Origin of the sequence: Amorphoplanes digitatis, from assembly GCF_014205335.1 — a bacterium.
Lineage (GTDB): Bacteria > Actinomycetota > Actinomycetes > Mycobacteriales > Micromonosporaceae > Actinoplanes > Actinoplanes digitatus.
In genome coordinates this window covers 73,623-94,499 of sequence record NZ_JACHNH010000001.1, presented here as the reverse complement: position 1 = coordinate 94,499, position 20,877 = coordinate 73,623, and the positions used below count along the sequence as shown (strand labels likewise).

Here is a 20,877-nt window from a genome sequence, read left to right as displayed (position 1 = left end):
TCATGTCCGAGGATGTCGATCATGAAGATCGACCGCCGGGAATGATAGACAGTCGAGGCGAGCACCTGGGCGAGGGCCGCTGCCCACTTCTGACCTGCGGGGACGCCCTCAGGCCGATGCGGGGACCTCCTCGGGCGCCGGCAGGTGTGCCGGGAACGTGCGCCGGGACGCCAGGACCACCAGGACCGCCGCCAGGGCGAGCAGCGCGGCCAGCGCCGGCAGCCAGGCCAGCAGGCCGGCCCGGACGAAACGCTCGCCGAGCAGCGCACCGCCGCCGATGCCCACCTGGAACGCGACGACGTAGACGGCCGAGGCGGCGTCGCGGGCATCGGGCGCGACGCGCAGGATCGCGGCCTGGAGGATCACCGGCGTCGCCGTGAACACGCCGCCCCAGGCCAGCGCCGCGAGCACCGTCGGCGCCGCGCCCAGCGCCGGGATCAGCACCACCAGCGAGGCGATCATGATGCCCGCCAGGGTGACGAGCAGCGTCCGGGGATGCCGGTCGACGAACCGCCCGACGATCCAGTTGCCGAGCAGGCCGGCCGCGCCGTACCCGAGCAGCAGCGCGCTCAGCCCGGCGCCCTCCAGTCCGCCGTCGCGCCGCACCAGCGGCGCGATGTAGGTGTACGCCGCGAAGTGCCCGGTCACCAGGACCGCCGTGACGAGGCAGATCACCGCGACCGGCCCCCGGCGGATGATCCTGATCGACGCCCTGAGCTGCGCGCCCGCGCGGACGGCCAGGTCACGCGGCAGCGCAGGCAGCCTCGGCAGCACCGCGACGACCGCGACCGCGCAGATCGCGCCGGCGCCGGCGAGCACCGCGAACGCGACCCGCCAGCCGAGCCACTGGCCCAGCGCGGTGCCGAGCGGCACGCCCAGCACGATCGCCAGCGAGTTGCCGAGGAACACCAGCGCCGTGGCCCGGCCGGCGCTGCCCGGCGGCACGAGCCGGGCCGCCACCGGGGCGATCGTCGACCAGAAAACGCCGTGCGCCATCGCGCAGATCAGGCGCGACAGGGTGAGGATCGTGAACGTAGCCGCGAAAACGGCGATGAGCTGGGAGATTGCAAAGATCGCCACGGTCGCGGCGATGAGCAGGTGCCGGGGTACCCGCATGGTGAGCGCGGTGAGCGGAATGGTGGACAGCGCCGCAACGACGGCGTAGCTGGTGAGCAGCAGACCGACGTCCGCCTCGCTGACCGACAGGCCGTCCGCGATCTGCGGGAGCAGCCCGACCGGGATGGTCTCCGCGGTGACATAGACGAAGCAGGATGCGCCGAGGACGAGCAGCGCGCCGCGGTGGTTCATCGACCGACAATAAACTCCTGTTCCGAGCAAAAGAAGGGGGAACGCTGTGACGACGCGCGCAACCGAGCTGTTGCGGGTGGTGCACGCCCGACCCGGCGTCACCCGGGCCGACGCGGCCCGGATGATCGGCGTCGGCACCGGCGCGGCCACGGAGCTGGTCGGCCGGCTCGGGCAGGCCCAGCTACTGGCCGAGGGCCCGACAGCGCCGAGCGGCGCACGGGGCCGCCCGACGACCGCGCTGATCCCGCACCCGCGTGGTCCGCTGATCGCCGCCGCCTCGATCACCCACGAATCCTGGCGGGTCGACGTGGTCGAGCTGGGCGGCAGCGTCCTGGCCACCGCGGGCGAGAACCTGGCCGGCCGCGGCGGCGACGAGGTGGTCGCGGCGCTGGGCGCGGCGGTGCAGCGCCTGCGCCAGGAGCACGGCGACCGGATCCGCGGCATCGGCATCTCGGTGCCGGGCACGGTCTCCCGCGATCTGATGCTGGACGCGAGCCAGCTCGGCTGGCACGACGTCGACCTCGCGGTCGCCTGGCCCCGGGCCGAGACGTTCGTGGCGGGCAACGACGCCACCCTCGCCGCGTCGGCCGAGTCCCGGCGCGGCGTGGCCGTCGGCGCGTCGGTGGCGCTGCACCTGCGCATCGAGGCTGGCCTCGGCGGCGCGGTGGTGGACGGCGGCAAGGTGCTGATCGGCGCGCTCGGCGCGTCCGGCGAGTTCGGCCACATGCCGTTCGGCGACCCGGCGGTCCGCTGCCCGTGCGGCGCGTACGGCTGCTGGGGCACCGCGGTCGACGGCTCGGCGCTGGCCCGCCTGCTCGGCCACGCGGCGCCGCGTGACCCGGTCTCCTACGCCCGCCGGATCATCAACTCGCCGGAACCGGGGCCGGTTGCCGCGACGGCGGCCGTGGCGACGGCCCTGGGCCGGGGCATCGCGGGCCTGGTCAACGGCCTGGACGCCGACCTGGTGACGCTCGGCGGCCTGGGCGTCGACCTGCTGGCGGCGGCGCCGGAGCAGATCGCCGCGGCGTACGGCGCCGGCCTGATGGATTTCCGCCGGGCGGCGCCCCCGCCGGTGCTGCCGGCCCTGCTCGGCGACGACGGCCCGATCGCGGGCGCGGCCGAGGAGGCCTGGACGGCCCTGCTGACGCGCCTCGTGTAGCTACAGCGCGGCGATGATGACGGGGTCCATCGTGTAGTAGTGGTTCGGCTCGTCCGGATCGGTGCCCGCCGCCGGCCGCAGCCGCTCGATCGCCACGAAGCCGTCCGTGAGCTGCCACGCGTGCGGCTTCCACGCGTCCACCCGCTCCTTCGCCACGAACAGCGGGAACTCCGCGCGCTGCGCCCCGGTGGCCGCGTCCACGATGACCAGCCGGTCGTCCGGGGTGAGCAGCACGGCCTTGCCGGCGCGCACCCCGAGCACCCGCGCCGCACCGTCCCGGCGCCACAGCTCGCGGCCCGCGCGCGAGGCGGTCACCGCGCCGCCGGACGCGGTGAGCACCAGGTCGCCCGCGGCGGTCGCGGCGGGGTCGTCGAGCGCCGGTGCGCGTTCGGGCAGTCGGCCGCCGACCAGCCAGCCCTGCCCGGACGCGTCGCGCAGGCCCGCGCACCCGGAGCGGGCCACGTCGCAGCCGGTCGCGGTCGACGGGCCGGCGGGCCAGCCACGCACCGCGCCGCCGGAGATCACGTCCCAGGCACCCGTGCCGCAGACGTACCGCCCGCCGGCCGTCACGAAGCCGTCGCCGCAGCCCGGTGGCAGCTCCGCCGACCAGCGCTGCGCGCCGTCCGCGACCGCCCGGGCGATCAGCCGTCGCCCGTCGGTGACCAGCACGCTCGTGCCGGCGATGTGCAGCCCCGGCGGCGCCCAGACCGCGGCCGACCCGGTCCGCCCCTCGAAGCCGTCCGCGGGGGGCCCGCCGGCCCGCCACACGAGCGTTCCGGTACGCCCGTCGAGCGCCACCAGGTCACCGTCCGACCACCGGGTGACCACCGTCGTGCCGGCCGCCACCACCCCGGTCAGCCGCTCCGGCCAGCGCCGGTACGACCACCGCGGCGTGTACATCGTCTTCGCCTCGACCGGGGCGTCCGCCTTGACCAGCCGGTCGGCCGCGTAGACCCGGATGCGGTCGTCGACGATCAGCGGCGCCATGGTGGTCTTGCCGGTGACTCCCGCCGGCAGCGTCGCCGCGACCGGGTACGGGTCGACGGCCGGCTCGAGGACCTCCGCCGGCGCCAGCACCCGCCAGCCGACGACCACCGCGGCGAGCAGCACGGCCAAGGCGGCGAGGGCGTACGGGAGCTTCCTGATCACCCAGCGACGATAGGTCAGGCGGCGGCGGCCAGGTCGTCCAGGTCGCGCCGCAACGCTCCCTCGACCGTGCGCGCGGCCAGCCCGCCGAAGACCAGCGCGAGGAACCGGCCCGCCGGCGCGGTGGGTGTGCCGTCCTGCACGACCGCGACCATCGTGCCGCCGCGATGCCGGCCCGCGGTGATCGCGACGAACGTGTACGTCATCCGGTATTCCGCGCCGATCCCCGGCGAGGCGACGACGAAGCGCTCGGGGACGACGCACTCCTCGACGTGGAACTCCTCGGTGATCTCCCCGCCGTCCGCCATCGTGCGGGTCTCACGCCACACCGTTCCCGCCCGGAAGGGGCCGGGGGTGAGCACCTCGACGGCGCTCACCGTCGACAGCCAGCCGCGACGACCGGGCAGATCGGTGAAGACCCGCCACACGGCGGCAACCGGCGCCTCGACCAACCGTGTCACCTCGACCGTCGACATTGCGTAACCTCCCGGATACAAGGTACGGGCAGTTTCCGGTCAGCGACAGACGGTTCCGCTTACCGCGCCGAGCCCGAGTGGCCTGCCGTCCGGGCCGGGCGCGGTGGCGCTGATCGTGACGGTGTCGCCGTCCAGCAGGAAGCCGCGGGTCGAGCCGTCGTCGAGCTTGACCGGTTCGGAGCCGTTCCAGGTGAGCTCGAGGAACGAGCCGGCCTCCCCGCGGGCCGGGCCGGAGACCGTACCGGAGGCGTAGAGATCCCCGGTCCGCACGCCCGCACCGTTGACGGTCAGGTGCGCGAGCTGCTGCGCGGGGGTCCAGTACATCTGGGCGAACGGCGGCGAGCTGACCGGGGTGCCGTTCCACTCGACCGTCAGCGACAGGTTCAGCCCGTCGCCGGGCGGCGTCAGGTAGCCGGCCGGCGCGGGATGCCGCGCCGCGGCCGGCACGAACGCGCCGGCGAGCGCCTCGAGCGGCACCACCCACGGCGACACAGACGTGGCGAACGACTTGCCGAGGAACGGCCCGAGCGGCAGGTACTCGAATGCCTGGATGTCGCGCGCCGACCAGTCGTTGACCAGGACCACACCGAAGACGTGCTCGGCGAAGTCGGTGGTGCGGATCCGGCTGCCCGGCAGGCCGACCACGAAGCCGACCTCGGCCTCGACGTCGAGCCGCCGGGTCGGGCCGAAGTCGCCGGGGCCGAGCTGCCCGGCCGGCCGGCCGATCGGGGTGCCCGAGACGACGACGGTGCCGGCGCGGCCGTGATAGCCGACCGGCAGGTGCCTCCAGTTGGGCTGTAGCCCGGGCCGGTCCGGCCGCAGGATCCGGCTGACGTTGGTGGCGTGGTGCTCGGAGGAGTAGAAGTCGGCGTAGTCGGCCACCTCGAACGGCAGGTGCAGCTCCACCTCCGTCAGCGGCACGGCCGGCAGCGTCGGCGCCAGCTCGACGACCCGCGCCCGGACGGCCGTCCACTGCGGACGGCCCAGGGACATCAGCACGTTGAGCGAGGGCTGGCGCAGCGCGCCGCCGGCCAGGATCAGCTCCGCCGACTCGGCCCGGGACAGGTCGAGCACGGCGTCGCCGAGCCGGACGCCGATCCGCCGCACCCCGTCGGTGCCGCTGAACACGCCGTACGGGAGGTTGCGCAGGTCGAAGAGGGTCACTCGTAGCCGCCGTTGATCAGGCCGAGGCGGATCAGCTCCGTCAGCGGCTCCAGCACGTTGGGCGCGCCGAACCCGACCCACAGCGGCCGCGGCTCGTCGCGGCGGACCCGGGTCGGCTCGATCAGCGGCACCGGATGCGTCGCGCCAAGCACCTCGGCCACCTCGGCCACCTCGGCACCGTCGGCCGCCGCCGCGGACGCGACGAGCACGTTCAGGAATCCGTGGTGGGTGAAGCCGGTCTCGGGGTCGGTGTGCCGCAGCGCGTGCCGCAGCCCGGCGGCGAGCTTGAACGGCAGGTCGCGGTCGCGGCACGCGCAGATGACCGCGGCGAGCTCGACGGGGGTCGGGAACAGCTCGGCGGCGAGCCCGCCGACCCGGAACTTCGGCGCGATCCGCAGCCCCTCGGCGCGCTGCCCGGCCACCGTGTCCAGGCCGGCCAGCAGGCCCCAGCTCAGCGGGATCTCCGCGTACACGTCGAGGTCGGGCTCGGCGGCGGCGAGCCTGCCCAGCGCGCCGAGGCCGGGCTGCGGGTCCTCGCCGCGGCGCGCGACCGCCGCCTCGACCCTGCCGACGACGGCACCGGCGGACCGCAGCTTGGCGACCACGGCGGGCAGGGCGCTGAGCGCGGCGTCGTTCACGACACCGACCGCGAGGCCGCCCGGGGACAGATCGAGGTCGACCACCGAGGACGGCACCAGCAGCGCGCCGATAAGCCCGGCGTACCAGGCATTGCGGTGCTTTCCGTGCGCCTCGAGGACCTCGCGGAACCCGGGGACGCCGGGTGGCAGCAGGGACGCGTCGTCGACGAGTCCTGCGAACAGCGGCGGCACCAGCATGGACACGAATACTGAACCTAATGGACGTTTCGTGAGCCGGACAGCACCGTCCGTATTGTCAGTTTTCTTGAGGTGGTGGCCGGAACGTGTCCGGCCACCACCTTTCCTCCCCCGGAGCAGGTCGTCATCCGATGTGGTACCGGTCTCCGTAGATCGAGAAGTCGAGCGGGGTGTTCAGGTCGAGGTTGCCGTTGCGCAGGAACACCCGCTGGGCGGTGTCGATGCGGGTGACGTCCTCGTGCGCCGCCTCCTTCTTCATCTCGACGACGCGCTCGTCCAGGAACGCGTTGAGCCACGTCGTCTCGTTGCCGCCCTGCGCCGGGGGCCGGGCCCGGCCCAGCGCCCGGCTGCGGATCGAGCGCATGCCCTCGTAGCCGTGCACGACCGCGGCGTCGTAGTACGCGAACTGACCCAGCGCCCGCACGCCGTCGGCCTTGCCGTCGCGCACCGACGGGTTGAAGTAGACCCGGTCGCGCTCGGACTCCTGCGCGGCCCGGAACACCGGGTCGGCCGCCGCGGTGCGCCAGTCGCCGGTGAAGCCCGGGTCGAGGCCCGCGTGCGACGAGGAGCCGTTGACGTTGCGCAGCGCCGGCAGGTACCTGGCCAGCACGTTGCCCGGCTTGGTCGCCGTGTACGCCTGCACCAGCTCCAGCATGTCGCCGGTGCCGGAGCAGAAGCCGATGATGCCGGCGGTGTAGCCGCGCCCGTCGCCGATGTCCTCGATGTAGGAGAACTGGGCGCGCCAGTCGAGCGAGGAGTTCTCGGCCGCCGAGACGATCTGCATCGCCACGTCCTTCTTCGCCGGGTCGTCCAGGTTCACGCCGCTTCCCGGCGGGGCGGTGGTCGGTGGCGTCGTGCCGCCGGGCAGCGTCCACCGCTGGTTAGCGCCCGTACCGCAGGACCAGATCTGTAGCCGGTTGCCGTTGGCCGAGCTGTTGTTCGGTACGTCAAGGCACTTGCCGGAGCCGGCGTTGACGAGCGTGCCGTTCGCCGCCGCGGTCCACCGCTGCGCGGCCGTACCGTTGCAGTCGTACAGCTGAATCTTGGTGCCGTCCGCGGTACCGGCCGCGGTGACGTCCAGGCACTTGCCCAGCGCCCTGATCGAGCTGTCGGCGTTGCCGACGGTCCACGTCTGCGCGCTGGTGCCGTTGCAGTCGTACAGCTGGACGGCGGTGCCGTTCGCGCTGCTCGCGGCGGCGACGTCGACGCACTTGCCGGCGAGGCCCCGGATCGGCCCGGCGGCCGCGGCGCTGGCCGGCAGGAGCCCGTAGGCGATGCCTGCGGCGGGGATCAGCACGCCGCCGAGGGCGTAGGCGATCGTTCTCTTCCGACGCGGTGGTTTGGGGATGGTCATGGCGCTCCTCGAGGGGTTGAGGCGGTGGCGCGCAGGGTGAAGCCATCGATGACCGGCATTGGGGGATCCGTCATCGCGGCGATGAGTGGTCACGCTAGGTCAGTTAAGTTGATTAATCAATAGCCGTCGATTGATCGCTTAACGACGCTTGGCGACCGATATGACCGGCGGTCGGGGCCGCATTGGGGGGTCCGCGCACCTCGAGGGGCGAACGCAGCGCAACCAGGTATTGACAGCACAGTGGAGCGGCTCTACCGTCCAGCTAATTGTTAGCTGACTTTCCTATCGTCTGGAGGGGCTCCGTGCCGAGACTGGCGGGATCGTCCAAGCTGCTGCGCGCCATGAACGAGAGCGCGGCGCTGGCCCACCTGCTCGAGCCCGGCATGCTCACCCGCGCCGACCTGCGCACGCTCACCGCGCTGTCCACCCCGACCATCTCCGAGGTGCTGCGCCGGCTCACGGACGCCGGGCTGGTCAGCGTCGTCGGCCACAACAGCGGCCGGCCGGGGCCGAACGCGGAGATCTATGCCGCGAACCCGGACGCAGCGTACGCCGCCGCGGTGTCCGTACGCGACATCGGCGCGAGCGGGGCACCCTCGGTCGTCGCGGCGCTCTGCGACCTGACCGGAGCCGTGCGGGCCCGGATCGAGTCGCGGATCGACTTCCTGCGCACCGACCCCAAGACCGCCCTGGTCGAGGTGGTCGCCGAGCTGCGGGCGGCGGCCGGCGTACCCGCCGAGCGCGTCAGCCACGTGCAGATCGGCGTGGCCGGCTCCTACGACGGCGGCGCCGAGACGATCCACCACGTCGACGTGCCGGGCTTCGGCCGCGCCGGCCTGGTGCCGGAGATCGCCGAGGCGCTCGGCACCCACGTCGGCGTCGACAACGACGTCAACCTCGCCGCGGTCGCCGAGCGCCGCCGCGGCGTCGGCCGGGAGGCCGACGGCTTCGCCCTGCTCTGGCTGAGCCAGGAGGGCCTCGGCCTGGCTATCGACATCGGCGGCACCCTGCTGCGCGGCGCGCGCGGCGGCGCGGGCGAGATCGGCTACATGCCGCTGTACGCGCCCGACTCCACCCACCGCAAGGTCGACCTCCAGGACCTGGTCGGCGGCGCGGCCATCCTCGCGCTCGGCCAGGACCACGGCGTCGCCGGCCGTACCCCGCTCGAGGTCGTCCTCGCCGCCGCGGGCGACCCGGGTGCCGGGGAGTTCATCGCGCACCTGGCCGACCGGATCGCGGTCGGCCTGGCCGCCGTGATCGCCGTGCTCGACCCGCCGCTCGTCGTCCTGGCGGGCCCCGTCGCACAGGCCGGCGGGCAGACCCTGCTCGACGCGGTCACCGGCGCGCTGCACCGCGCCGCCCCGCTGGAGAGCACCGTCGCCGTCACCACGATCGACGACGACGCCGTGCTGCTCGGCGCCCTGGACGCCGGGCTCACCGCCGTCCGCGAGGCGCTCATCGCCTCGATCCGCGACAACCAGACCTGAGACCGGGTGCTCAGGTGCGCTGCGTCAGCACCAGGAGTTCCGCGATGCCGGCCAGGACCATCGCGATGACCAGCGGCACCACCCCGCCGAACACCGTGAACCCCAGCAGCCCGAGCGGCGCGAGGAACATCGCGTAGCAGGCGACGGCGAGCCGGCGCGAGGTGCCGGAGACGCGGTGCAGCGCGGCGCCCATCGGCTCCGGCAGGGCCCGGGCCAGCCACCAGCCGACGGCAATCAGCACCGCGACGCCGATGACTCCGGCCCACATCCGGGCGACCCCGGAGCTGGCCAGCGTCATCACGGCGGCGAGCACCGCGGCGACCAGCACGCCGTTGCTGCCGTACAGCACGGCCTGGCGGAAGGCGTCGAGCGTGACCGACGAGCTGTCCAGCACCGGGCCGCGCGGAAGGTTCACGTCGGGCGCGGGCGCCGACGGATCCGCCGGCGCCGGCACGGGCATCGCCGCGTCGGCGATGCCCTCCAGGGCCAGCGCCCAGCGCCGCCGCTCGAGCCGGACGATGCCGACGTCGCGCTGGGCGTCGCCGATGACGGAGTCCAGGTCGAGGGACTCGCTGTAGGCGCGCTGCGCCAGGGCGAAGAGCCGCAGCCGGGCGGCGACCACGGCCAGCACCAGGTGCGCCTCGGCGTCGGTCGGCGCCAGCCGTACCCCGTTCCAGGCGGCGTTGAGCGCCTCCTGGCCGTTGCGCGACTCGCTGAGCAGCGCCGCGCCGGTCCGCTGCGCGTACGGGTCCTCGGGCCAGGTCGACAGGATGGAGATCGCCACCTGGGCCGCCTCGGCGAACCTCCGGTCGTCGGCGAGCGCCATGGCCCGCACCACCAGCGGACCGACCGTCCCGGGCGCGGCGGCGACGGCCCGGTCGGCGGCGGCCAGCGCGTCGGCCGACTGCTCCGCGATCACGTGCACCCGGGCCAGGGTGCTCAGCAGCGCGGGATCGTCCGGCGCGGCCGACAGGCCCGCCGCGATCTCGCCCACCGCCTCGTCGTAGCGGCCGAGATCGGCCATCAGGAGGGCCCGCTGCCGGTACTCCTCGGGCGTGGTCTCCGGCTCGGACTGGGACGTGGGCTCACTGGACACCCATCGAGGGTAGGGCCTCCGCCGTGAGTTCAGCGTGTGCGGGCCTCAGGCTCCCGGCGACCCGGCGTCGGTGGCGATCTCGTAGACGAGCGCGGTGGCGATGGCGGCGAGGCCCTCGCCCCGGCCGGTAAGGCCCAGCCCGTCGGTGGTCGTGCCGGAGACGGTGACGGGCGCGCCGACCGCCTCGGAGAGGATCTGCTGCGCCTCCGCGCGGCGCATGCCGATCTTCGGACGGTTGCCGATGACCTGGATCGAGACGTTGCCGACCGCGAAGCCGCCGACCCGCAGCCGCCGTACCGTCTCGGCGAGCAGGGTCACCCCGGCGGCGCCGGCCCACTCGGGTTCGTCGGTGCCGAAGTTGCTGCCGAGGTCGCCGAGCCCGGCCGCGCTCAGCATCGCGTCACAGGCGGCGTGCGCGGCCACGTCGGCGTCGGAGTGCCCGGACAGCCCGGACTCGCCGGGCCACATGAGGCCGGCCACCCAGCACACCCGGTCGGGATCGAAGGCGTGCACGTCCGTGCCGATGCCGACGCGCTGACTCAGAGGGCTCACCGCGTCAGGCTACGTGCAGCAGCGCCTCGGCGATCACCAGGTCCAGCGGACGGGTGATCTTCATCGCCAGGTCGGACCCGGGCACGCAGGTGACCGGGATGCCGGCCTTCTCCACCATCCCGGCGTCGTCGGTGTGCGCGGCCAGCCCGGCGGCGTGCGCCGCGGCGAGCACGTCGCGCCGGAAGCCCTGCGGCGTCTGCACGCTGCGCAGCACGGCTCGGTCGACGGTGCCGAGCACCACCTCGGCCGGCCCGCTCGGCCCCTCGGCGCCGGCGGATCCGACCTCCTTGATGGTGTCCACCACGGGCAGGACCGGGATCACCGCCGCGCACCCGCCGCGGACGGCGGCGGCGACGGACTCCACCAGCTCGGGCGGCGTGAGTGCGCGGGCGGCGTCGTGCACGAGCACGACGCCGACGTCCTCGGGCACGGCGGCCAGCGCCGCGGCGACGGAGTGCTGGCGCTCGGCGCCGCCGGCGACGACGGTCACCGGCGCGACGGGGGCGAGCAGGGCGCGGACCGCCTCGACGTCCGCGGCGGGCGCGGCGACGATGATCAGGCGCACGGAAGGTGCCGCCGCGACGCGGCGGACGGCGTGCACGAGCAGGGGCTCGCCGGCCAGCAGGCGCAGCGCCTTCGGCCCGCCCGGGCCGAGGCGCAGGCCGGCGCCCGCGGCCGGAACGAGGACCGCGACGTCACCGCGAGCATTAAGCTGCGCGGTCACGTCGCGGTCCTGTTCGGCTGATAACACAGGTGGGGGTGGTGCACAGAGGTGGTGGGAACGTCAGGCCTCGGTGAGAACCTTGTCGAGGAGAACTTCCGCCTCGTCCTTGGTGCTCTTCTCGGCGAGGGCTACCTCGCCGACGAGGATGTCGCGGGCCTTGGCGAGCATGCGCTTCTCCCCAGCCGAGAGACCACGCTCACGCTCGCGACGCCAGAGGTCGCGGACGACCTCGGCTACCTTGAGCGGGTTGCCGGAGGCGAGCTTCTCAAGGTTGGCCTTGTAACGCCGCGACCAGTTGGTCGGCTCCTCGGTGTGCGGCGCGCGGAGGACGTCGAAGACCTTGCCCAGGCCTTCCTCGCCGACCACTTCACGCACGCCGACGATCTCGGCGTTCTCAGCGGGCACGCGGACCGTCAGGTCGCCCTGGGCGACCCGAAGGACGAGGTAAAGCTTCTCCACGCCCTTGATAGTTCTAGTCTCGATTGCCTCGATGAGTGCGGCCCCGTGGTGGGGGTAAACAACGGTCTCGCCGACACTGAAAACCATAGGTTCGAAACCCCTTTCGCTGTGTCTAGGGTAACACGCTCAGGCAGCGATGTCCCACCCCGGCCGTGACTGTTAGTGCAGCTCAGAGGGCCTGTGAGCCGTCTTTCTACCGCTTGACATGCGAGCGAAGACCTGCCTCGGTAACCGAGGGTGATCGCAGCGTAACGACTCGAACCAGCGAGTCGGAAATTCCGGACCTGAAGCCTTTGCGAGGTCAAGCTTATCGCTTGGGACCGGGAGCGCCCACCACTGGCGGTCGGCCCCTCGGGTGGGGGAGGCTGGACGAAGGTCCCCGGCCACGCGAGACTCGTCGGCAGGGGGGAGGGTGAATCGTGGGCAGTTTGAGCGACAACGGTGGCAACTGGCCGCCAGACGGCGGTTCCCCTGACGGCCTGCCGGACCTCCCCGAGGAGTGGGGCGTCATCGTCATCCCGGACGACCTCTCCGAGCTGTCTGACGAGGTCACCGCCGTCCGGGACGAGCTGCGCCGGTCCCAGCGGCAGAGCCGCTGGCAGCGGTTCGCCGAGCGCCCGGGCATGCGCACCCTGCGCCGCGCCGGCGCCGCCAGCCTCCGCGCCCCGGTCCTGATCATCTCGATGGCGGTCCTGGTGACCGTGGCCAGCCTCTTCGCATCCGCCTGGCCCGGTCCGGCCCGCTCGCCCGCGACCCAGCGCACCGCCACCACGACCGACGACCGGGGCGACACGCTGCCCGCGCTCGAGCTGATCGGCGCGGACGGGCGGACCGTCCCGCTCCGGGGGCAGTTACCGGCCGTGGTCCTGCTCACCGACGGTTGCGAGTGCGACCGGCTGGTCGCCGACACCGCCGCGGCGGTTAAGCCCGAAATCGCCGTTGTGACGGTTGTCTCCGGCGCCGCTCCGGGACAGACCGGCGGCGCGCCGCCCACCGGGGCGACCCCGCAGCCGCAGGGCACGGCGGTCCGCGCGCTCCGGGACCCGACCGGCGAGCTCCGGGCCGGATTCGAGTTCGGCCCGCCCGACGGCACCGCGGCGGCGCTGCTCGTCAACCGGGGCGGAGAGATCGTCCGCAAGGTGCCCCGGACCGTCTCGATCGAGGACCTCCGGCCGGACCTGGCCCGGCTCTGACGCCGCGCGACGGCCGCCGGGCGTCCGGTCAGTAGGCGCGGGTGCGGACGACCCGCCAGCGGAAGACCGCCGGCCCGGCCGTCTCGGCCGAGACCGCCATGAAGAACTCGTCCGCCAGCCCCACCGTCAGCTCGACAGGCTGCGGCTCGGCCTGGCCGCACCGCACCGCCCGGCCCGAGTCGACGCCCTGCGTGCTGAGCCGGACCCGGATCTGCCCGTCGCCGACGCAGAGCATCGCCAGCGCGTACGAGCCGCCGCTGACCGACGTGCTGCGCTCGGTGCGCACGCCGGCGCCCAGCACCATGGTCTCCGCCTCCGACTGGAGGGACAGGTCGGGCAGCAGCCGCTCGACGGTCGCGCGGCCCGCCGTGACCGCCGGATCCTCGCCCGTCTGCGGCGCGGCCCGGACGAACCACAGGACCCCGGCGAACAGCATGGCCCCGGCGAGACCGTAAATGGTCACGCTCCTGGCCCGATCCCCCGTCACGCCTTAAACACTAGGCGTCTCCAGCAGGACGCCATACAGCGTCAGCCCGGGCCCGAACGCCAGCATCACCACGCGGTCCGGCGGCGCCGGGCGGCGCCGGAGCTCGTCCAGCACCAGCAGCACGGTCGGCGACGAGCAGTTGCCGCGGGTGGCCAGCACCTCACGGGAGGCGGCCAGCGCCTCGGCCGGCAGCCCGAGCTGCTCCTGGACCACGTCGAGGATCTTCGGGCCACCGGGGTGCACGGCCCAGCCGTCGACGTCGCCGATCGCCAGGCCGTTGCGGGCGAGCAGGTCGTCGACCATGGCCCGGACGTGCGCCGACAACACCTCAGGCACCTGCGGCGAGAGGCCCATGCGGAAGCCGAGGTCCGTGACGTCCCAGGTCATGTACCCGGCCGTGGTGGTGTCGGTGAGCGCGATGACGTCGCTCACCGCGTACCCGCCGGGGGTCGTTGCCGGAATGAGCACGACGGCGGCCGCGGCGTCCGAGAAGAGCGCGTGGGAGACGATCTGCTGAATGTCCGCCCGCGGATCGCTCGGCTGGAGATGCAGGCTGGTCAGCTCGGCGCAGAGCAGCAGCGCCGGGCGGCCGCGACCGGCGACGAAGTCGGCGGCCGTGCCCAGGCCGGGCAGCGCGGCGTAGCAGCCCATGTGCCCGACGAACAGGCGCTGGAGCGACGCCGACATGCCCATGTCCCGGGCCAGCAGGATGTCGATGCCCGGTGTCGCGTAGCCGGTGCAGGAGCAGACCACGAACAGGCCCAGCTCGTCGGCGGCGATCCCGGCCTCGGTGAGCGCCCGGCCGACCGCCTCCTTGGCCAGCGGCATGGCCTCGACCTGATAGCGGCGCATCCGGCGCTCGGTCGACCAGCCGGAGATGTCCTCCAGCAGCGGGCTGACCGCGGCCTGCCGGGTCCGCACGCCGGAGTTGGCGAAGATCCGCTCGGCCAGCCTCCGGCGGCCGCCCGTGTAGCGCTCGGAGAAGAAGCTCTCCCACAACTCGCTCTGCGTCGCCGACGGTGGCAGCGCCGTGCCTAGCCCGGCGATCGTCGCCGGACGGATTCTCTTCACTTGTGCCTCCCGGTGCCGCTACGCACGCCGCGGATCACCACCGCGGGGCCGATCCTTGCGAGTCCGGATCACCTCCGAGCGCCTCGACGCCGAGCCAGTCCGCGCACACGTCGGACGTCGCGGGTTGCAGGGAGCCGGCCCGGGCGTCGCGGTAGATGCGCTCCAGCGGATGCCCGCGCCGCATCGCCGACGTGCCGGCGGCCTCCAGCATCGACGCGGCGACCTCGGCGGCGGTGGTGCCCGCGACCAGCTTGGCCCGCCACACCCAGCGGTTCGTCGCCGTGTCGCCGGGATTCTCGTCGACGCGCCGGGCCGCCTCCATCACCGTCAGGTGCGCCGCCGCGACCGCCGCGTCCGCCCGGCCGATCCGGGCCCGCACGGCCGGGAGATGGCCCAGGTTGCGCGCGTTGACGTGCGCGACCGCCGCGTCGATCGCCGCACGGGCGACGCCGACGTACACGGCCGCGTAGCTGGCCACCATCCACTGCGGAGCGAGCTGGGCGATCACCACCGCCAGCCCCTCCACGCCGCCGAGCAGCGCGGTCTCCGGCACTGTGACATCGACGTGCACGTCGTGCGAGCCGGTCGCGCGCATGCCGAGCGCGTCCCACGTCGGCTCGACCGTCAGCCCGTCGCCCGCGGCGACCAGGAACTGCGACACCTGCGCCGGGTCGGCGGCGCTGCGGGCCGCCACCAGGTACGCGTCCGCGTGGCCCGCGCCCGAGCAGAACGTCTTGGCGCCCTTGATGTGGAAGCCCTCGGCCGTCCGCTCGTACGTGGTGGTCAGCTGCGACAGCCGGGAGCCGGCGCCGCGCTCGCTCATCGCCACCGCGTACCAGCTGCCCTCGGCGGCCGCCCGCAGATAGCGGTCGCGGGCCTCGAGCGCCTCCGGCGGCAGGCCCAGCGCGTCGCCCAGCTCGTCGGTGACGCCGCTGAGCGCGCCGGTGACCGACGCGTGCATGTTGAAGATCAGGGCGGTCGCGCCGTTGCCGCGGGCCAGCTCGTACGCGATCGCCGCGTAGTCCGCGAAGCCCGCGCCGGCGCCGCCCAGGCGCTCCGGGACCATCAGTCCGAACAGGCCGGAGCCGCGTAGGTCGGCGAAGTCGTCCGCCGGGAACGAGCCGTCCCGATCATGATCGGCCGCCCGCACCGCGAACCTCTCCGCGAGCCGTCGTGCCTCCGCTACGGTCACCTGAGCTCCTCATCCTGTTTACGGCCCATGCCCTGATAGACCACCGCGGTGGACCGGGACGGGATCATCCGGCCCAGCGGCCGGCGCCGGGTACCGGCCGGCAGGAACAGCCACCGGAACAGCCCGGCCGTGCTCGGGCGCAGGCCGCGGACCCGCAGCCGGACGCCGTGCTTCGCGCACTCGGTGGTCAGCTCGCCCGGGTCGACGAACAGGTCGGGATCGTGGATGCCGACCGGCGCCGCGCCGAAGTGTTCGCCGAGGGTCACCGTGACGAACCGGCTCACCGCGGTGTCGTTCACCGTGTCGAGCACCAGCAGCCCGCCCGGGCGCAGCACCCGGCACAGCTCGGCCACGGCGCCGGACAGGTCGGTGACGTGCTCCAAGATCTCGCCGGCGACCACCACGTCGGCCGCGCCGTCCGCCAGCGGCAGGGCCGTCACGTCGCCGGTCACCGGGATCACCCCCCGGTCCGCCGACTGCTCCAGCCCCGAGCGGCGCAGGTCGACGCCGACGTGCCGGTAGCCGAGCCGCTGGACGTGCGGTGCCAGCAGGCCGCCGCCGCAGCCCGCGTCGACCAGGACCGCGCCGGCGCGGCCGGCCGGGGGCACCAGGGCGCCGCGCGCCGCCGCCAGCCAGTGCAGGAGCTCGAAGGTGCCGCCGGGACGCCACCACTCGCCCGCGAGGTCGTCGTACTGACGGGGGTCGTTGCGTGGCAGCAGACGCATGAGGTCGAGCGTGGCATGCGCGGGTCAGAACCACCACACTGCTTTCATGTCCGGACCGGTCGCTCTGCTCAAGGCCTCCCACCCCGAACCGGGCGGCGCCGTCACGCTGGCCATGACCCTGCTCGCCGTCGGCGTCGGGCACCGGGGCTGGAGCGTGCTCGGCGTCGCCGCCGCGATCGGCGCGACCCAGCTCTCCGTCGGCTGGGTCAACGACTGGCTGGACGCCGATCGGGACCGGGTGGCCGGGCGCACCGACAAGCCCGTGGCCTCGGGCGCCGTCTCCCGCCGTACCGTGGGAATCGCGGGCCTGATCGCCTCCCTCGCCGTTCCCCTGCTGGGTCTGCCGTTCGGTCCCGCCGCGACGGCCTGCATCACCCTGGTCGGGGTGTTCGCGCTGCTCTACGACTGGCCGTTGAAGTCGACGCCGCTGTCGGTGCTGCCCTACCTTGTCGCGTTCGGCCTGATGCCCGCGTTCGTCGTGATCGCGCTGCCCGGCCACCCCTGGCCGCCGGCCTGGCTGGTCGCCGCGGGCGCGCTGCTCGGCGGCGGCGCGCACTTCGCCAACGTGCTGCCGGACCTCGACGACGACGCCGCGACCGGCGTCGTCGGCCTGCCGCACCGCATCGGCGCGACCGGCTCACAGGTCGCGGCCGGTTGCCTGCTGCTGGCGGCGACCCTCACCCTGGTGCTCGGGCCGCCCGGGCCGCCGTCGTGGGCGGGCGTCGCGGCCGCCGCGGCCGCCGCCGTGGTCCTGCCCCTCGGCTGGTACGCGGGCCGGCGCGCCCAGCGCAGGGGCGCGCGGCAGGTGGCGATGTTCCGTTCGGTGATCGTCGTCGCCCTGCTCGACGTGGTCCTGCTCGTCTTCAGCGGCCGGGTGCTGTGAATGGACGGGTCGGCGTACGCGCCGGATCTACGCCCTCTAGGCTGATCGCGGAGCCTTACCTGAGATTGCCGCGTTTCTTGGAGGACTGTGATGCGCTCGCTGGGATCCCGCCGCGCCGCCCTCGCCACGGGTGTCGCCGCGGTGGCCGCCGTCGCGCTCGCCGGTTGCAGCGCCGGCCAGGTTGCCGAGACCGCGAACAAGAGGCCCTCGAACATGGGTGTCAACGCGACAAACTCCAACGGCACCATCCTCATCCGCAACCTCGCGGTGCAGTACCCCGGAACGACGGGCTACGCGGCCGGCGAGAACGCGCCGCTGGAGCTGGGCCTCTTCAACCAGACCAGGCAGACGATCACGGTGCTGGTGAGCAGCCGCCCGGCGCCCTCCGGCGCCGCCGAGACCGAGGGAAGCGCCGCGATCGTCTCCGCGCGCTCCGTCGGCCTGACCGGCGGACCCGCCGGTTCGGCGAAGCCCTCGCCGGCCGCGCCGACTCAGGAACCCAGCGCCGACCCCAGCGCGAGCGCGTCGCCGTCCGCGGCGCCGCGACCCGCCGGCCCGGTCTTCCGGCCGGCGCGGATCGAGGTCGCGCCGCTGGGCGCGGTCACGTTCCTGCCGGGTGACATCGTGCAGCTACAGGCCATCGGCCTCACCGGCAAGCTGGCACCGGGCCAGGCGCTGAACCTGGTCTTCGAGTTCAGCAACGGCGCCGACCCGCTCGTCCTGGAGGCCCCGGTCGGCATCCCGCTGACCCCGGCCTCGCGCGGCCCGGGCCTCGAACCGCACGAGAACTCCGAGGAGTAGTCCCGGTTTGTCGTACCGCCCGGCTAGCGTGACCGCGTGACGACTTCCCGCACCCCGTCCCGCGCCCGCTCTGAGCCGCGACCGGCCTATCAGTGCGATGCCTGCGGCCACCAGCCTCCCAAGTGGCTCGGCCGCTGCCCGGAGTGCAACGAGTGGGGCTCGGTCATCGAGTCCACGATGACCGGTCCGGTGGTCGCCGGGCGCGTCGTCAGCTCCCGGCTGCCGTCCGAGCCGGCCCGTCCCATCGCGACGATCAGCGCCGCACCCGCCAAGGCGGTGCCCAGCGGCGTCAGCGAGCTCGACCGGGTCCTCGGCGGCGGGCTGGTGCCGGGCGCCGTGGTGCTGCTGGCGGGCGAGCCCGGGGTCGGCAAGTCGACGCTGCTGCTCGACGTCGCCCAGCAGTGGGCGGCCGGCACGAGCACGCCGTCGCTCGTGGTCAGCGGCGAGGAGTCGGTCAGCCAGGTCCGGCTGCGCGCCGAGCGGCTCGGCGCGCTGCACGACAACCTCTACCTGGCCTCCGAGAGTGACCTCGGCGCGGTGCTCGGCCACCTCGACGCGGTCAAGCCCGGCCTGCTCATCATCGACTCGGTGCAGACCATCTCCGCGCCCGGCACCGAGGGGGTGCCCGGCGGCGTGACCCAGGTCCGCGCCGTGACGGCCGCGCTGGTCAGCATCGCCAAGGAGCGCGGCGTCGCGACCGTCCTGGTGGGGCACGTCACCAAGGACGGCTCGGTCGCCGGTCCCCGGGTCCTCGAGCACCTGGTCGACGTGGTGCTGCACTTCGAGGGCGACAAGCACTCGTCGCTGCGCCTGGTCCGCGGCGTGAAGAACCGCTACGGCCCGGCCGACGAGGTCGGGTGCTTCGAGATGCACGAGAGCGGCATCGTCAGCCTCGCCGACCCGTCCGGGCTGTTCCTGACCCGCTACAACGAGCCGGTGCCCGGCACCTGCGTCACGGTGGCGATGGAGGGCCGGCGTGCCATGGTGACCGAGGTGCAGGCGCTGATCGGCGCCCAGGTGCAGGGCTCACCCCGGCGCACGGTGTCGGGCCTCGACAGCGCCCGGCTGGCCATGGTGCTGGCCGTGCTCCAGCGCCGGATGGAAAAGATCAAGCTGCACGACCGGGAGGTCTTCGCGGCGACCGTCGGCGGCATCCGGGTCACCGAGCCCGCGGCCGACCTGGCGATGGCGCTCGCGGTCGCGTCCGGCGCGCTCAATCTGGCGATGGCGCCGCACCTGGTGGCGATCGGCGAGGTCGGGCTCACCGGTGAGGTGCGCCGGGTCGGCGCGGTGGGGCGGCGGCTGGCCGAGGCGGCCCGGCTCGGGTTCCGCTTCGCGCTCGTCCCGCCCGGCTGCGGCCCCGCCGAGGGGGACAGCCCGCCCAAGGGCATGCGCGTCGTCGAGGTCGGCGACCTGCAAACCGCGGTGCAGTGGGCGGCCCGGGCATCAGCCGAATGATGCTCGCCTTACGATTACGTGCAGTGACGCCAGATAACGCTATGGAGCATCGACCGAACCGCGACTCGTTGACCTGGATGGCAGTTCGTAGAATGTACAGGTGCCGCTCGACCGCGAGGCCTCATCCCACCGCTACACCAGCGGCGCTGCTGCCGCCGGCGTCAACGGTTCGGCAGCCCGTCCGATGAACTCGACGGCGCCGGGCCTCACCGGCGGTGGAGTCAGCGGCGATCCGTTGCGCGCCAACCTCGCGCTGATGGCGCCGGGCACCGCGCTGCGCGACGGCCTCGAACGCATCCTCCGCGGCCGCACGGGCGCGCTCATCGTGCTCGGCTACGACGCGACGGTGGAGACGATCTGCACCGGCGGCTTCCCGCTCGACGTCGAGTTCTCCGCGACCCGCCTGCGCGAGCTGTGCAAGATGGACGGCGCGGTCGTGCTCTCCAGCGACGGCACCCGCATCGTCCGCGCCGCCGTGCACCTGATGCCCGACCCGGGGATCCACTCCGAGGAGTCGGGCACCCGGCACCGCACGGCCGAGCGCGTCGCCAAGCAGTCCGGCTTCCCGGTGATCTCGGTAAGCCAGTCGATGCACATCATCGGCCTCTACGTGAACGGCCAGCGCCACGTCCTTGACGACTCGGCGGCCATCCTCTCCCGCGCCAACCAGGCCCTGGCCACCCTCGAGCGCTACAAGCTGCGCCTTGACGAGGTCTCGGGCACGCTGTCGGCGCTCGAGATCGAGGACCTGGTAACGGTCCGCGACGCGGTGGCGGTCGTGCAGCGCCTCGAGATGGTGCGCCGGATCGCCGACGAGATCTCCGGCTACGTGGTCGAGCTGGGCACGGACGGCCGGCTGCTCGCCCTGCAACTCGACGAGCTGATGGCGGGCGTCGACTCCGACCGCACCCTGGTCATCCGCGACTACCTGCCGACCGGCCGCAAGGCCCGCACGCTGGACGAGGCGCTTGTCGAGCTCGACCTGCTGACCGCCACCGAGATGATCGACCTGGTCGCGGTGGCCAAGGCGATCGGCTACCCGGGCGCCTCCGACGCGCTCGACGCCGCGGTGAGCCCGCGTGGCTTCCGGCTGCTGGCCAAGGTGCCCCGGCTCCCGGCCCAGATCGTCGAGCGGCTGGTCGACCACTTCGGCAGCCTTCAGCGCCTGCTCGGCGCGACGGTGGAGGACCTGCAAGCGGTGGAGGGGGTCGGCGACGCCCGGGCACGCGGCGTCCGCGAGGGCCTCTCCCGCCTCGCCGAGGCCTCGATCCTCGAACGCTACGTCTGACGGCCGGCGCCGGGGCGC

At 73.8% G+C, this 20,877-nt stretch carries 21 protein-coding genes; 7 read left to right on the top strand and 14 right to left on the bottom strand.

All coding sequences use genetic code 11. From position 1 onward, the window contains the following. Window positions 1-108 precede the first annotated feature (108 nt). On the bottom strand, window positions 109-1,308 hold the full coding sequence (locus BJ971_RS00410) for an MFS transporter (RefSeq protein ID WP_184988280.1): 1,200 nt from the start codon (window positions 1,306-1,308) through the stop codon (window positions 109-111). A gap of 46 nt (window positions 1,309-1,354) precedes the next feature. On the opposite strand from BJ971_RS00410, the gene BJ971_RS00405 reads away from it, so the two are divergent. Further along, the gene (locus tag BJ971_RS00405) at window positions 1,355-2,467 is read left to right on the top strand and encodes an ROK family protein (protein WP_184988277.1); all 1,113 of its coding nucleotides are present in this window, start codon (window positions 1,355-1,357) and stop codon (window positions 2,465-2,467) included. Here the strand turns inward: BJ971_RS00405 and BJ971_RS00400 are convergent, their stop codons facing one another. From BJ971_RS00400 to BJ971_RS00380, 5 genes are all read right to left on the bottom strand, one after another. Next, window positions 2,468-3,616, bottom strand: coding sequence for an outer membrane protein assembly factor BamB family protein (locus tag BJ971_RS00400; protein WP_184988274.1), 1,149 nt, complete (start codon window positions 3,614-3,616; stop codon window positions 2,468-2,470). Between the two features lie 14 nt (window positions 3,617-3,630). Next, on the bottom strand, window positions 3,631-4,089 hold the full coding sequence (locus tag BJ971_RS00395) for an SRPBCC family protein (protein WP_184988271.1): 459 nt from the start codon (window positions 4,087-4,089) through the stop codon (window positions 3,631-3,633). 39 nt (window positions 4,090-4,128) lie between these two features. Then, window positions 4,129-5,253, bottom strand: a complete 1,125-nt coding sequence (locus BJ971_RS00390) for a fumarylacetoacetate hydrolase family protein (protein WP_184988268.1) — start codon at window positions 5,251-5,253, stop codon at window positions 4,129-4,131. After that, entirely contained in the window at window positions 5,250-6,095 is an 846-nt protein-coding gene (locus BJ971_RS00385; RefSeq protein ID WP_184988265.1) for a hypothetical protein, read from the bottom strand. The genes BJ971_RS00390 and BJ971_RS00385 overlap by 4 nt, the downstream gene beginning before the upstream one ends. Before the next feature lie 118 nt (window positions 6,096-6,213). After that, entirely contained in the window at window positions 6,214-7,443 is a 1,230-nt protein-coding gene (locus BJ971_RS00380) for a chitosanase (protein WP_184988262.1), read from the bottom strand. A 302-nt stretch (window positions 7,444-7,745) separates the two neighbouring features. Between BJ971_RS00380 and BJ971_RS00375 the strand changes: the two genes are divergently transcribed. Beyond that, window positions 7,746-8,930, top strand: a complete 1,185-nt coding sequence (locus BJ971_RS00375; protein ID WP_184988259.1) for an ROK family protein — start codon at window positions 7,746-7,748, stop codon at window positions 8,928-8,930. 10 nt (window positions 8,931-8,940) lie between these two features. Here BJ971_RS00375 and BJ971_RS00370 read toward each other — a convergent pair whose 3' ends face one another. The 4 genes from BJ971_RS00370 to BJ971_RS00355 are packed head-to-tail and all read right to left on the bottom strand — an operon-like array spanning window position 8,941 to window position 11,848. After that, window positions 8,941-10,026: a tetratricopeptide repeat protein gene (locus tag BJ971_RS00370; RefSeq protein WP_184988257.1), complete on the bottom strand. Its 1,086-nt coding sequence runs from the start codon at window positions 10,024-10,026 to the stop codon at window positions 8,941-8,943. 45 nt (window positions 10,027-10,071) lie between these two features. Then, the gene (gene ispF, locus BJ971_RS00365; protein WP_184998537.1) at window positions 10,072-10,569 is read right to left on the bottom strand and encodes a 2-C-methyl-D-erythritol 2,4-cyclodiphosphate synthase; all 498 of its coding nucleotides are present in this window, start codon (window positions 10,567-10,569) and stop codon (window positions 10,072-10,074) included. 13 nt (window positions 10,570-10,582) lie between these two features. After that, complete coding sequence (gene ispD / locus BJ971_RS00360; protein ID WP_184988254.1) at window positions 10,583-11,302, bottom strand: 2-C-methyl-D-erythritol 4-phosphate cytidylyltransferase; 720 nt, start codon at window positions 11,300-11,302, stop codon at window positions 10,583-10,585. A gap of 60 nt (window positions 11,303-11,362) precedes the next feature. Continuing rightward, a complete protein-coding gene (locus BJ971_RS00355) occupies window positions 11,363-11,848 on the bottom strand; it encodes a CarD family transcriptional regulator (RefSeq protein ID WP_184988251.1) in 486 nt (161 codons plus the stop codon). A 332-nt stretch (window positions 11,849-12,180) separates the two neighbouring features. Here BJ971_RS00355 and BJ971_RS00350 point away from each other — a divergent pair, with 332 nt between their 5' ends. Next, a complete protein-coding gene (locus tag BJ971_RS00350; protein ID WP_184988249.1) occupies window positions 12,181-12,954 on the top strand; it encodes a hypothetical protein in 774 nt (257 codons plus the stop codon). A 28-nt stretch (window positions 12,955-12,982) separates the two neighbouring features. Here BJ971_RS00350 and BJ971_RS00345 read toward each other — a convergent pair whose 3' ends face one another. Genes BJ971_RS00345 through BJ971_RS00330 form a run of 4 tightly spaced genes read right to left on the bottom strand, consistent with a single transcriptional unit; the run spans window position 12,983 to window position 16,429 of the window. Beyond that, on the bottom strand, window positions 12,983-13,417 hold the full coding sequence (locus BJ971_RS00345; RefSeq protein ID WP_184988246.1) for a DUF6023 family protein: 435 nt from the start codon (window positions 13,415-13,417) through the stop codon (window positions 12,983-12,985). Window positions 13,418-13,444: 27 nt separating this feature from the next. Next, on the bottom strand, window positions 13,445-14,503 hold the full coding sequence (locus BJ971_RS00340; RefSeq protein WP_184998536.1) for a type III polyketide synthase: 1,059 nt from the start codon (window positions 14,501-14,503) through the stop codon (window positions 13,445-13,447). A gap of 43 nt (window positions 14,504-14,546) precedes the next feature. After that, complete coding sequence (locus BJ971_RS00335) at window positions 14,547-15,704, bottom strand: acyl-CoA dehydrogenase family protein (RefSeq protein ID WP_184988243.1); 1,158 nt, start codon at window positions 15,702-15,704, stop codon at window positions 14,547-14,549. Continuing rightward, the gene (locus BJ971_RS00330; RefSeq protein WP_184988240.1) at window positions 15,701-16,429 is read right to left on the bottom strand and encodes a methyltransferase domain-containing protein; all 729 of its coding nucleotides are present in this window, start codon (window positions 16,427-16,429) and stop codon (window positions 15,701-15,703) included. Before BJ971_RS00330 ends, BJ971_RS00335 begins: the two co-directional genes overlap by 4 nt. A 46-nt stretch (window positions 16,430-16,475) precedes the next feature. Here BJ971_RS00330 and BJ971_RS00325 point away from each other — a divergent pair, with 46 nt between their 5' ends. The 4 genes from BJ971_RS00325 (at window position 16,476) to disA (ending at window position 20,859) form a co-directional block, all read left to right on the top strand. Continuing rightward, window positions 16,476-17,312 carry a UbiA family prenyltransferase gene (locus BJ971_RS00325; RefSeq protein WP_184988237.1) on the top strand — a complete coding sequence of 279 codons (837 nt, stop codon included), beginning with the start codon at window positions 16,476-16,478 and terminating at the stop codon, window positions 17,310-17,312. A 90-nt stretch (window positions 17,313-17,402) separates the two neighbouring features. Further along, window positions 17,403-18,113, top strand: a complete 711-nt coding sequence (locus tag BJ971_RS00320) for a hypothetical protein (RefSeq protein WP_184988234.1) — start codon at window positions 17,403-17,405, stop codon at window positions 18,111-18,113. 36 nt (window positions 18,114-18,149) lie between these two features. Beyond that, complete coding sequence (radA, locus tag BJ971_RS00315) at window positions 18,150-19,571, top strand: DNA repair protein RadA (protein ID WP_184988231.1); 1,422 nt, start codon at window positions 18,150-18,152, stop codon at window positions 19,569-19,571. 100 nt (window positions 19,572-19,671) lie between these two features. Continuing rightward, complete coding sequence (gene disA / locus BJ971_RS00310; RefSeq protein WP_184988228.1) at window positions 19,672-20,859, top strand: DNA integrity scanning diadenylate cyclase DisA; 1,188 nt, start codon at window positions 19,672-19,674, stop codon at window positions 20,857-20,859. The last annotated feature ends 18 nt before the right edge of the window (window positions 20,860-20,877 follow it).